Annotated in this window: 11 protein-coding genes; 8 read left to right on the top strand and 3 right to left on the bottom strand. The window is 67.5% G+C overall.

Translation table 11 applies throughout. The features are described from left to right. From B2Y21_RS14845 to B2Y21_RS14820, 6 genes are all read left to right on the top strand, one after another. Positions 1-349 (top strand): flagellar basal body rod C-terminal domain-containing protein (locus B2Y21_RS14845; RefSeq protein WP_292060594.1); only part of this gene is annotated, 349 nt, incomplete at its 5' end. Beyond that, positions 346-1,293 (top strand): flagellin, encoded by a 948-nt coding sequence (locus B2Y21_RS14840; RefSeq protein ID WP_076223854.1) that lies wholly within the window; start codon positions 346-348, stop codon positions 1,291-1,293. The genes B2Y21_RS14845 and B2Y21_RS14840, both read left to right, overlap by 4 nt. Before the next feature lie 204 nt (positions 1,294-1,497). Next, entirely contained in the window at positions 1,498-2,616 is a 1,119-nt protein-coding gene (locus B2Y21_RS14835) for an ABC transporter permease (RefSeq protein WP_200215781.1), read from the top strand. Next, positions 2,613-3,407 (top strand): ABC transporter ATP-binding protein, encoded by a 795-nt coding sequence (locus tag B2Y21_RS14830; protein ID WP_003165650.1) that lies wholly within the window; start codon positions 2,613-2,615, stop codon positions 3,405-3,407. The genes B2Y21_RS14835 and B2Y21_RS14830 overlap by 4 nt, the downstream gene beginning before the upstream one ends. A gap of 15 nt (positions 3,408-3,422) precedes the next feature. Then, the gene (locus B2Y21_RS14825; protein WP_292060591.1) at positions 3,423-4,361 is read left to right on the top strand and encodes an MlaD family protein; all 939 of its coding nucleotides are present in this window, start codon (positions 3,423-3,425) and stop codon (positions 4,359-4,361) included. Continuing rightward, entirely contained in the window at positions 4,358-4,978 is a 621-nt protein-coding gene (locus B2Y21_RS14820) for an ABC-type transport auxiliary lipoprotein family protein (protein WP_292060589.1), read from the top strand. Before B2Y21_RS14825 ends, B2Y21_RS14820 begins: the two co-directional genes overlap by 4 nt. 94 nt (positions 4,979-5,072) lie before the next feature. Here the strand turns inward: B2Y21_RS14820 and B2Y21_RS14815 are convergent, their stop codons facing one another. Then, positions 5,073-5,723: a 3-oxoacid CoA-transferase subunit B gene (locus B2Y21_RS14815; RefSeq protein ID WP_292060587.1), complete on the bottom strand. Its 651-nt coding sequence runs from the start codon at positions 5,721-5,723 to the stop codon at positions 5,073-5,075. Between the two features lie 2 nt (positions 5,724-5,725). After that, positions 5,726-6,427 (bottom strand): CoA transferase subunit A, encoded by a 702-nt coding sequence (locus B2Y21_RS14810; protein WP_292060586.1) that lies wholly within the window; start codon positions 6,425-6,427, stop codon positions 5,726-5,728. A gap of 187 nt (positions 6,428-6,614) precedes the next feature. Between B2Y21_RS14810 and B2Y21_RS14805 the strand changes: the two genes are divergently transcribed. Beyond that, the gene (locus B2Y21_RS14805) at positions 6,615-9,080 is read left to right on the top strand and encodes a S9 family peptidase (protein WP_292060585.1); all 2,466 of its coding nucleotides are present in this window, start codon (positions 6,615-6,617) and stop codon (positions 9,078-9,080) included. Here the strand turns inward: B2Y21_RS14805 and B2Y21_RS14800 are convergent, their stop codons facing one another. After that, on the bottom strand, positions 9,081-9,971 hold the full coding sequence (locus B2Y21_RS14800; protein ID WP_292060583.1) for a LysR family transcriptional regulator: 891 nt from the start codon (positions 9,969-9,971) through the stop codon (positions 9,081-9,083). Positions 9,972-10,073: 102 nt separating this feature from the next. Between B2Y21_RS14800 and B2Y21_RS14795 the strand changes: the two genes are divergently transcribed. After that, positions 10,074-11,362 (top strand): malate synthase G (locus tag B2Y21_RS14795; RefSeq protein ID WP_292060582.1); only part of this gene is annotated, 1,289 nt, incomplete at its 3' end.

The following is an 11,362-nucleotide window of genomic DNA, read 5'->3' as shown; positions in this document are numbered from 1 at the left end:
GGTCAGCAAGAACGACGCGCGCGGCGCGCGCCTGCTGGCCAGCGCGGGCGAGAACGCCGCTTCCTTTTCGGCGGCGGGCGGGGCGGCGGGCGGCTCCATGTCGCTGACGCGCTATGCATCCGAACTGTCGGGCGAGATCGGCAGTCGGGCCGCCATGGCCAAGAACAACGCCGTCAGCGCCGCGGCCCTGGCCAAGGAGGCGACGGCGCGCCGCGTCTCGGTCGAAGGGGTCAACCTGGACGAGGAACTGGTGCTGATGACCACCTATCAGCAAGCCTTTAACGCCTCGGCCCGCATGGTTCAGGCGGCCAAGGACATGTACGACATCCTGCTGGGAATGGTGCGATGACCCGCGTTTCGACCTACGGAAACTATCAGTCGGCCCTGCTTGACCTGATGTCGGCCCAGTCGCGCATGGCTGACGCCCAGCAGAAGGTGAACACCAAGAAGAACGCCACGGACCTGGTCGGTTTCGGCCGAGGCTCCGAGACGGTCAGCGCGCTGATGACCAGCCAGACCCGCATCCAGACCTTCATCGACACCAACAAGACCGTCACGGCTCGGCTGGAGACCCAGGATCTGGCGATGGATCGGGTCGCAGACGCCTCGACGGCGGCGCGTCAGGCCATCGCCGACGCCATCGCCGCCGGGCGGATGGACACCCTGATGGGGACGCTGAACAGTCTGTTCATGGAGGCTCAGGACGGGCTGAACATGAAGCATCAGGGCAAGTATCTGTTCGGCGGCGGGGTCACTGATCGCGCGCCGGTGGACCTGCCCGACATTCCCGGTCAGCCTGGGGCCAGCATGATGGCCAAGCTGGCGGCCTTGCCCGATGAGAGCGCGGCCTTCCACAACGACCAGCTGAAGCAGTCGTCCTGGCTGGACGAGAACGTCTCGATGGACACGGGCTTCCTGGCCGACGCCATGGGCTCGGAGCTGTTCGCCATCTTCCGCGACATCCAGCTGGAGCATCAGACGACGCCGCTGGACGGCAAGATGACGGACGCTCAGAAGGCCTTTCTGACCACTCAGATGGGTCGCTTCGAGGCGGCGGCGAAGGGGATGGTGGAGTTGCAGGCCGCCAACGGCGGGATGCAGAACCGCGTCGACCGCCTGCTGGAATCCCAGGAGGCGCGCAAGATTTCGATCGACACCATCCTGTCCGGCAAGACCGACGCCAACATGGCCGAAGCCGTCACCGAACTGGAGCTGGCGCAGATCTCCCTGCAGGCCTCGGCCCAAGTGGTCAGCCAGCTTCGCCAGGTCTCCCTGCTCGACTATCTGCGCTAGGTCGTTTCCCGAGGTTGCGTTCGGCGCGGCCCGCTGAACGAAAATGGCTGGTCGACGTTCTGAAAGCTGCGCCGTGACGGGCGGGCCTTGTGTGTGTCGAGCAACGCCGGAAGAGATCGGGAGTCATCAGTCGTTGACACAGCGCGAAAAGCAGAGCTTTAAGCGGCCTATGCGTGCGGGCGGGCCTGTGTCAGTGTCGGATTCATGAATCGGGCGGACTTCCAGATTGATGAAAGCCAGGACGGCCAGACGCGCTTGCGGTTGGCCGGCGACTGGTCGACCGTCGCCGTCGGTCGGATGGGTGATCGGCTGAAGGCCGAGCTGGACGGTCGATCCGTGACCGCGCTGGACCTGGACGACCTGGGCCGTTTCGATACCGCTGGCGCCCTGGCCGTGGCCCAGGCAATGAGCCGGCCCATCCCGGAATCCGCCTGGTCGACGCGACCCGAAGCCGGGCGCCTGTATCGCATGGTGGCCAAGCTGGACTGCATGACGGCCGAGCCGCCGCGCCGCTCGGCCCCCATGACGCGCGGCTTCGCCAAGGTCGGGCGCGGGGTCTATGATTTCGGCGCTGAGGCCATGCTGTCCCTGGCCTTCCTGGGCCGTTTGATGGCGGCGGTGCTGACCACGCTGAAGCACCCCGGCCGCATCCGCTGGGCCGCCTGGTTCAGCCAGGCGGAACGCACCGGCCTTGACGCCATTCCGATCGTGGTGGTGACCAACTTCTTCATCGGCGCTGTGGTGGCCTTCATCGGCGTGGACCTGCTGACCCAGTTCGGGGCGGGGGTCTTCACGGTGCAGCTGATCGGCGTCGCCGTCTTCCGTGAGTTCGCCGTGGTCATCACCGCCGTGCTGCTGGCGGGCCGTTCAGCCTCGTCCTTCGCCGCCGAGATCGGCTCGATGCGCATGACGCAGGAGGTGGACGCCATGCGAGTGATGGGCGTCGATCCCTTTCAGGCCCTGGTGATCCCGCGTCTGGCGGCGCTGCTGGTCATGCTGCCGCTGCTGACCTTCCTAGCCATGGTGGGGGGGCTGCTGGGCGGCGTCCTGGTGTCATGGAGCCAGTTGAACCTGGGGCCGGCCTTCTTCTTCCAGCGGCTGGTCGAGGACGGCTATATGCCGACCCACATGATGGTCGGTCTGATAAAGGCGCCGGTCTTCGCCCTGGTGGTCGCGGCCATCGGCTGCCGCCAGGGCATGTCGGTGGCGGGCGACGTCGAAAGCCTGGGGCGCCGGGTGACGGCGGCGGTGGTGCAGGCCATCTTCGCCATCATCCTGCTGGACGCCGTCTTCGCCCTGATCTTCATCGAGCTGAAAATATGACGGCCGAGACGCGCAAACCGGACGACCGCGAGGCCGTCATCCAGGTGCGGGGCCTGCTCAGCCAGTTCGGCGAGCGGGTGATCCATCAGGATCTGGATCTGGACGTGATGCGCGGCGAGGTGCTGGGCGTCGTCGGCGGGTCGGGCACCGGCAAGACCGTGCTGCTGAACTCCATCATCGGCCTGAAGGAGCCGGAAGGCGGCGAGGTTAGCCTGTTCGGGCAGGACCGCAGCGCCATGACCAAGCAGGAAGCGGCCGCCGTCGAGCGTCGCACCGGCGTGCTGTTCCAGCAGGGTGCGCTGTTCTCGTCGCTGACGGTGCTGGACAATGTGGCCTCGCCCCTGGTCGAGCACACCGATCTGTCCAGGACGACCATCCGGGAGCTGGCCGAGATGAAGGTGGCCATGGTGGGTCTCAAGCCCGAGGCCCTTTATCTGAAGCCGGCCGAGCTGTCGGGCGGGATGCGTAAGCGCGTCGGCCTGGCCCGCGCCCTGGCGCTGGACCCCGAACTGGTCTTTCTGGACGAGCCGACGGCCGGGCTGGACCCGATCGGGGCGGCGGCGTTCGACGATCTGATCCGCCAGTTGTCGGAGGATCTGGGGCTGACGGTCTTCATGATCACCCACGATCTCGACAGCCTTTACGCCATCTGCGACCAGGTGGCCGTGCTGGCGGACAAGCATGTGGTGGCCAAGGCGCCGGTCGCCGAGCTGGAACGCTCGGACCACCCCTGGATCAAGGAATACTTCCTGGGGCCGCGCGGACGCGCCGCCCATAAGAGCGCGGCCTGAGGAGGACGCGAAACGATGGAAAGAGACGCTCATTACGCCGCTGTCGGCATCGCCACCGTCGCCCTGCTGGTGGCGCTGGCCGTGTTCACCATCTGGCTGGCCCGGCTGCAGTTCAACAAGGAGTACGACGTCTATGACATCGTCTTCTACGGCCCGGTGCGCGGCCTTTCCGAAGGCGGCGAAGTTCACTTCAACGGCATCCGTGTCGGCGAGGTAACGAACCTGAACCTGGACCCCAAGAAGGGCGATCAGGTCATCGCCCGCGTGCGCCTGAACGGCACGACGCCGGTGCGCGTGGCTTCGCGCGCCCAGTTGGAGCCGCAGGGCATCACCGGCCTGACCTACATCCAGATCACCGCCGGAGAGCCGTCCAGCCCGCTGCTCAAGGACCAGTATCCCGACCACGTGGTGCCGGTGATCGAGAGCCAGCCCAGCCCGCTGGCCGAATTGCTCAGCGGCTCGGGCACGGTGCTGGCCCAGACGGTCGACGCGCTGAACCGCATCAACCGGGTCCTGTCCGACGACAACATCCGCAGCTTCTCATCCAGCGTGAAGAATGTCGAAGCCATGACCGCCGAGCTGGAAGCCCGCAAGGGCATGTTCCAGCAGCTGGAAGAGACGATCATCAAGGCCAACGCCGCCGTCGGCGAATATCAGCAGCTGGGCGCCTCGACCCGCCAGCTGGTCGAGACGGACGGCAAACAGGCCATCGCTAACATCAACAAGGCGACGCAGGAGGCGCAGGCCGCCATCGCCTCGATCAACCGTTCGGCCTCCGGGCTTGAGGGGCCGCTGGGCGACTTCGGCTCGCAGACGGTGCCGCAGCTGAACGACACCATCCGTCAGCTGGATCAGGCGACGCGCTCGCTGCAGTCGCTCATTGACAACGTGCGCGACAGTCCGCGTGAGTTCATCGCCAAGGCGCCGTCCAAGGAAATCGAGGTGCAGCCGTGATCCGTTCCACACTGATGATTGCGGGGGCGTCGGTCGCCCTGTCCGGTTGCGCTTTGCTGTCGTCGCCGGACCCGGTTCAGCTGTATCGTTTCGGGGGCGCCTCGGCCTATGCCGGAACGGGCGCGACCTCGGCCTGCCCGGATGTCCATGTCTCCATGCGCCGGGTGGACTTCCCCGAAGCGGCGCGCGGCGACCGCATTCTGGCCGTGACGGGGACCGAGGCGGCCTATATCAAGGGCGCGCGCTGGGTGTCTCCGGCCGAGACTCTGTTTGAGGAAGCCCTGCGCAACGCCTTCCTGGACGGCGGGACGTGCACCGTGCTGAGCAGCGGTCCGCTGACGCGCGACGGCCTGTTGCTGAGCGTGGACGTGCGCCGGTTCGAGGCGTCCTACGTCGCGCCGGGCGCCGTGCCGGATGCGACCATCGTCGTGCTGCTGCGTCTGGTCCGGCCGGGCGATCGTTCGATCGTGGCCGAGGACCGCATCACGGTCAGCGAGAGCGCAGGCGTGAACCGCCAGTCGGCCATCGTCGCCGCCTTTGACCGCGCCACGGCCGAGACCAGCCGTCAGATCGTCCTCTGGACGGATCAGCAGGGCTTTCAGGCGATGCGGGACTAAATTCCTTCTCCCAGAGGGGAGAAGGAAGACATGAAAAACCCCGGCGGCCTCGCTGTCGCCGGGGTTTGTGTTTTTACAGAGGGGCGAGGGCGGTTTAGCCCACGCCCGCCGCCACCGTGTAGTCGGCCTCGGTCTTGGCCGCGACCTCGTCCAGCGTGACGCCCTCGGCCAGTTCGATCAGCTCCAGCCCCGAACCGTCCGGCTTGACGTCGAAGGTCGCCAGATCGGTGATGATGCGGCTGACCACGCCCGTTCCGGTCAGCGGCAGGGTGCAGGCCTTCAGCACCTTGGACTGGCCGTGTTTGTTGGCGTGCTCCATGACCACGACCACGCGCTTGACGCCCGCGACCAGGTCCATGGCCCCGCCCATGCCCTTCACCAGCTTGCCGGGGATCATCCAGTTGGCGATGTCGCCGTTCTGGGCCACTTCCATCGCGCCGAGGATCGACAGGTTGATGTGGCCGCCCCGGATCATGGCGAAGCTGTCCGAGGAGCTGAAATAGCTGCTCTCGGGGATCTCGGTGATCGTCTGCTTGCCGGCGTTGATCAGATCGGGGTCTTCCTCGCCCTCATAGGGGAAGGGGCCCATGCCCAGCATGCCGTTTTCCGATTGCAGGGTCACGACCATGCCTTCGGGGATGTAGTTGGCGACCAGGGTCGGGATACCGATGCCCAGGTTCACATAGAAGCCGTCTTGCAGCTCTTTCGCGGCGCGTTCAGCCAGTTGTTCGCGAGTACGGGCCATGGTTACGCTCCCTTCTGACGGACGGTGCGCTGTTCGATGCGCTTTTCGGACACGGTCTGGATCAGGCGGTCGACATAGACGCCCGGCGTGTGGATGTGGTCGGGGTCCAGTGAGCCGACGGGGACGATCTCTTCCACCTCGACCAGCGTGACCTTGCCCGCCGTCGCCATCATCGGGTTGAAGTTGCGGGCCGTCTTGCGGAACACGAGGTTGCCGCGCTCATCGGCCTTCCACGCCTTGACGATGGACAGGTCGGCGACCAGCCCCGTCTCCATGACGTATTTGCGGCCGTCGAAGTCGCGCACTTCCTTGCCTTGGGCGACCAGTGTGCCGACGCCGGTGGCGGTGAAGAAGGCCGGGATGCCCGCGCCGCCCGCGCGGATGCGCTCGGCCAGGGTGCCCTGCGGGTTGAACTCCAGTTGCAGCTCGCCGGCCAGGTACTGGCGTTCGAACTCCTTGTTTTCGCCGACGTAGGACGAGATCATTTTCGCGATCTGGCGCGTCTCCAGCAGCTGGCCCAGGCCGAAGCCGTCCACGCCCGCATTGTTGGAGATGACGGTCAGACCCTTCACGCCCGTGTCGCGCAGGCCCGCGATCAGGTTCTCGGGAATGCCGCACAGGCCGAAGCCGCCGGACATGACGGTCATGCCGTCGAATGTCAGCCCCTCCAGCGCGGACTTCACGTCAGCGTAAATCTTGCCCATCGGACTCCCTTTTTCACCAACTGATGAATATCGTGGTCTCCTCCGTCCTTAAAGCGGGCCGGGAAGTGGAGCAAGCGGCAAGCGCGACGCAGGGGAAGGCATGGCGCCACAAGCCTGACGGTTGACCCTGGATCGCGGGGGTCTCACACTTAGCGCCACATAAGACTCGTCTCAGTGGGGAAAATCCATGCGCCATCGTCTGCTGCGGGCCGCCTTGCCCGCCCTGGTGCTCGCCGCCGCCGTTCCAGCCCTAGCCCTGCCGGTCGCAGCGGTCGCCCAGGACGCCGCGCCGACCTATCAGCAGCCGCCGGCGCCGATCGCCCAGATCCTGGACGCCAAGCCCAATCCGGACGTCAGCGTCAGCCCGGATCGCAAGACCCTGCTGCTGACCGACCGCTCCAACCTGCCGGCCATCGCCGAACTGGCCGAGCCGATGTTGCGGCTGGCGGGCTATCGCATCAATCCCAAGAACAACGGCCCGGCCAACAGCCGCGTCTCCTGGTTGACGGGGCTCAGATTCCAGGCGGTCGACGGCGGGCCTGCGCGCCCGGTGACGGGCCTGCCCGCCAATGCGCGCCTGACCAATGTCAGTTGGGCGCCCAACGGCCAGGCCGTGGCCTTCCTGGTCAATGCGCCCAACGGGCTGGAGCTTTGGACCGCCGATGTGGCGCAGGCCAAGGCGCGCAAGCTGAACGGGCCGATGGTCAATGCGGCGACGGGGTCGGGCTTCTCCTGGCTGTCGGACTCCTCGGGCCTGCTGGTTCTGGCGATTCCGGCCGGGCGCGGCCTGGCGCCCAACGTCGACCATCCGCCCGAAGGCCCGATCATCACCGAGACGGGCGGCCGCGCCGCCCCGGTGCGGACCTATCAAGATCTGCTGTCCAACGTGGGTGACGAGGTCCTGTTCGACTACTACTTCACCAGCCAGCCGACCGTGGTGTCGCTGAACGGCCGCGCGCGCTCGGTGGGCCAGCCGGGGGTTATCCTGGGCGTCTCGACCTCGCCTGACGGGCGCTACATCCTGCAGACCCGGGTCAAGAAGCCCTATTCCTACGTCGTGCCGGCCAGCCTGTTCCCCTCGGACGTCATCGTCACCGACATGAACGGGCGTCAGGTGCACCGCGTGGCCGATCTGCCGCTGCGTGATAACGTGCCGACGCCGTTCGACGCCGTGGCGCCGGGTCCGCGCGCGGTCCAGTGGCGGGCCGACGCCGACGCCACCCTGGTCTGGGCCGAGGCTCAGGACGGCGGCGATCCGCGCAACGCCGCCGAGGTGCGCGACCGCGTCTTCATGCTGCGCGCGCCCTTTAATGACCGGGTGCAGACCCTGGCCGACCTGAAGGAACGCTACGCCGGAACGACGTGGGGCCGGGACGACGCCGCCATCGTCAACAGCCGCTGGTTCAACACCCGGCACGAGACGCGCACCCTGGTCGATCCGTCGAACCCCGGCGCGGGCCGCGTCCTGGTCGATCGCAACTATCAGGATCGCTACAACGATCCGGGCTCGGTCGTGACCGAGCCGAACGCGCGCGGCCGTTCGGTCATGCGCTTCAACGCCGACGGCTCCAAGGTCTTCGTCGAGGGGAATGGGGCGACACGCGAAGGCGCCTATCCCTTCCTCGACCTGATGGACCTGAATACGGGCGAGACGGAGCGCGTCTGGCGCTCGGCCCAGGGCGAGTATGAAAGCGTCGTGGGCGTGCTGGACGAGGCGGGCCGCAAGCTGGTCACCTATCGCGAAAGCCGCACCGATCCGGCCAATCTGCGCGTGCGTGATCTGGACGGCGGCGTCACCCAACTGACGAACTTCCCCGATCCGGCGCCGCAACTGGCCGGGGCCACCCGCCAACTGATCACCTACACCCGCGACGACGGGGTGGAGCTGTCGGGGACGCTGTATCTGCCCGCCGGTTACGACAAGGATCGCGACGGCCCGCTGCCGCTGCTGATGTGGGCCTATCCGGCCGAGTTCACCGACGCCGCTGTCGCCGGTCAGGTCGTGGACACCGACAACCGCTTCGTGCGTCCGTCGGGATCGAGCCACCTGTTCCTGCTGACCCAGGGCTACGCCATCCTGGACAACCCGACGATGCCGATCATCGGCCGCGACGGGGCCGAGCCGAACGACACCTACATCGAGCAGCTGTCCGCCAGCGCCAAGGCCGCGGTCGACGCCGTGGTGGCTCTGGGCGTGGCGGAACGGGAGCGGATCGCCGTCGGCGGGCACAGCTACGGCGCCTTCATGACGGCGAACCTGCTGGCGCACACCGACCTGTTCAAGACCGGCATCGCGCGCTCTGGTGCCTATAATCGCACCCTGACGCCGTTCGGTTTCCAGGCCGAGCAGCGGTCCTACTGGGAGGCGACCGAGACCTATAACGCCATGTCGCCCTTCACCTACGCCAACAAGGTGAATGAGCCGATCCTGCTGATTCACGGCGAGGCGGATGCTAACTCCGGCACCTTCCCGATCCAGACGGAACGCTTCTACGCCGCGCTGAAGGGCAATGGGGCGACGGCGCGCTATGTCGTCCTGCCCAAGGAGGACCACGGCTATCGCGCGCGGGAATCGGTCGGTCACACCCTGTATGAGATGTCGTCCTGGCTGGATCGCTGGATAAAGCCAACGACGGCGGCTTCTCAGGAGTAGTCAGCGATCCCACTCCGGCGTCTCGCCATAGAGGCCGGACAGGAAGTCGATGAAGGCGCGGACGCGGGTTTCGGCCCGCGCCCGGCCTGCCGTCAGGGCGAAGATCGCCACATCCGACGATCCGGCATACTGCGGCAGCACCACCTTCAGCCGCCCGTCGCGCAGTTCGTCGCCGACGTCCCAGGTCGAGCGCAGGGCCACCCCGCCGCCTGCCAGCGCCAGTTCGCGCGCCACTTCGCTTGAGTTGGTCCGCACCCGGCTGCGGGCGCGGAAGACGACAGGACCTTCGGGACCCTCCAGCCGCCAGGTCGACTGGTTCTCGGCCGCCAGCTGGGCGTGGCGGCGCAGGTCGTCCAACGTCTGCGGCGCGCCGTGCTCGGCCAGATAGGCGGGCGAGGCGCACAGCACCCGCCGGTTCGGCGCCAGCCGGTGCATCAGCGGGTTTTCCGCCTCATAGCTCCCGATCCGCACCGCCACGTCCACGTCCTCGGCCATCAGGTCCACGAAGGCGTCGGTCAGGTTCAGCTCTAGCGTCAGACGCGGCTGCGCCTCCAGAAATGGGGCCAGCAATGGCGCCAGCCGCCGCCGCCCGAACGAGGTCGGCGCCGAGACACGCAGAAGGCCGCGCGCCTGGGTGGTGCGGCGCGACACCACGGCCTCCAGGTCCTCGACCCCCTCCAGCAGTTGCGCCGCGCGGTCATAGACCAGCCGCCCCGCCTCGGTCGGGGCCAGACGGCGCGAGGTCCGCTCGATGAGCCGCACCCCCAGCCGGTCCTCCAGCCGCGCCAGCCGCCGCGAGGCCACGGCGGGCGACAGGTCCAGCCGACGCGCCGCGGCGGACAGGCTGCCTTCTTCCAGGGCGCGGACGAAGATTTCATACTCGGCCAGCATGATGGGCTCTCATCGTTGCAGATCTAGCAAAGATAGGCCTCATTCTGCGCCGTGGATAGCGGCGGCCATTCGGGCCTAGTCTTCAGCCTGAAGGAGACCGCCATGTTCGACGCCCCCAACACCCCCGCCGACGCCTATGTCCGTCACGGTAGCCTAAAGGTCGCGGTCGAACTGGACGCCTTCGTGCGTGAGCAGGCGGCGCCGGGTTCCGGCGTGAGCGCCGACGCCTTCTGGGCAGGGGTTGAGGGGCTGCTGGCCCGCTTCGGGCGTCGCAACCGCGAGCTGCTGGAGCATCGCGACGAACTGCAGCGCAAGCTGGACGACTGGCACCGCGCCTATCCGGGCCAGCCGGATCAGGCGGTCTATCAGGCCTATCTGCGCGAGATCGGCTACCTCGAGCCCAAGCGCGAAGAGGTGCAGGCCGAGACCGCCCACGTCGACCCCGAGATCGCCAGCATGGCCGGGCCGCAGCTGGTCGTGCCCCTGACCAACGCGCGCTATCTGCTGAACGCCGCCAATGCGCGTTGGGGCAGCCTGTATGACGCGCTTTACGGCACCGATGCGCTGGGCGAGGCGCCGAAGGCGGGCGGTTATGACGTTGAGCGCGGCGCCCGCGTGATCGCCCGGGCCCGCGCCTTCCTAGATCAGGCGGCGCCGCTCGCTGAGGGAGGTCATGCCGAGGCGGTCAGATATCGCGTCGAGGACGGGCGGTTGGTTGTCGCCCTGTCAGGCGGGCGTGAAACAGGGCTGGCCGATCCGGCCGTCTTCGCCGGTCATGCGGGGGAGGCGGCGGCGCCGTCGGGCGTTCTGCTGCGCCATAACGGCCTGCATCTGGAGATCGTCATCGACCGCGCGCACCGCATCGGCCGCGACGACCCGGCGGGCGTCGCCGATGTCGTGGTCGAGGCGGCCTTGTCGGCGATCGCCGACGCCGAGGACAGCGTCGCCGCCGTCGACGCGGCGGACAAGCGGCTGGTCTACGCCAACTGGTTGGGCCTGATGCGCGGCGATCTTCAGGCCGATTTCGAGAAGGACGGCCGCACGGTCGAGCGGCGCCTGAACCCCGACCGCCTCTATACGGCGCCGGGCGGCTCGTCGTTGGCGCTGAAGGCGCGCAGCCTGATGCTGGTGCGCAACGTCGGCCTGCACCTGACGACCGACGCCGTGCTGGACGCCCACGGGCGCGAGACGCCCGAGCATCTGCTGGACATCGCCATGACCGGCCTGATCGGCCTGCACGACCTGCGCCGTCCGGCCGAGGCGCGCAACAGTCCGGCGGGCTCGGTCTATGTGGTGCGGCCCAAGATGCACGGCTCGGACGAGACAGCCTTCGCCGACGAACTGTTCGGCGCGGTCGAGACCATGCTGGGTCTGCCCGCCCTGACGCTGAA

Origin of the sequence: Brevundimonas sp. UBA5936, from assembly GCA_002430835.1 — a bacterium.
In the GTDB taxonomy this organism is placed as follows: Bacteria; Pseudomonadota; Alphaproteobacteria; order Caulobacterales; family Caulobacteraceae; genus Brevundimonas.
The sequence above is the reverse complement of the archived record's forward strand: the minus strand, read 5'-3'. Positions and strand labels throughout refer to the sequence as shown.

What these genes read in the sequence shown, in the direction of transcription:
- B2Y21_RS14840 (WP_076223854.1), top strand. Translation starts at nt 346, where the DNA reads ATGACCCGCGTTTCGACCTACGGAAACTATCAGTCGGCCCTGCTTGAC.
- B2Y21_RS14835 (WP_200215781.1), top strand. Translation starts at nt 1,498, where the DNA reads ATGAATCGGGCGGACTTCCAGATTGATGAAAGCCAGGACGGCCAGACG.
- B2Y21_RS14830 (WP_003165650.1), top strand. Translation starts at nt 2,613, where the DNA reads ATGACGGCCGAGACGCGCAAACCGGACGACCGCGAGGCCGTCATCCAG.
- B2Y21_RS14825 (WP_292060591.1), top strand. Translation starts at nt 3,423, where the DNA reads ATGGAAAGAGACGCTCATTACGCCGCTGTCGGCATCGCCACCGTCGCC.
- B2Y21_RS14815 (WP_292060587.1), bottom strand. Translation starts at nt 5,723, where the DNA reads ATGGCCCGTACTCGCGAACAACTGGCTGAACGCGCCGCGAAAGAGCTG.
- B2Y21_RS14810 (WP_292060586.1), bottom strand. Translation starts at nt 6,427, where the DNA reads ATGGGCAAGATTTACGCTGACGTGAAGTCCGCGCTGGAGGGGCTGACA.
- B2Y21_RS14805 (WP_292060585.1), top strand. Translation starts at nt 6,615, where the DNA reads ATGCGCCATCGTCTGCTGCGGGCCGCCTTGCCCGCCCTGGTGCTCGCC.
- B2Y21_RS14800 (WP_292060583.1), bottom strand. Translation starts at nt 9,971, where the DNA reads ATGCTGGCCGAGTATGAAATCTTCGTCCGCGCCCTGGAAGAAGGCAGC.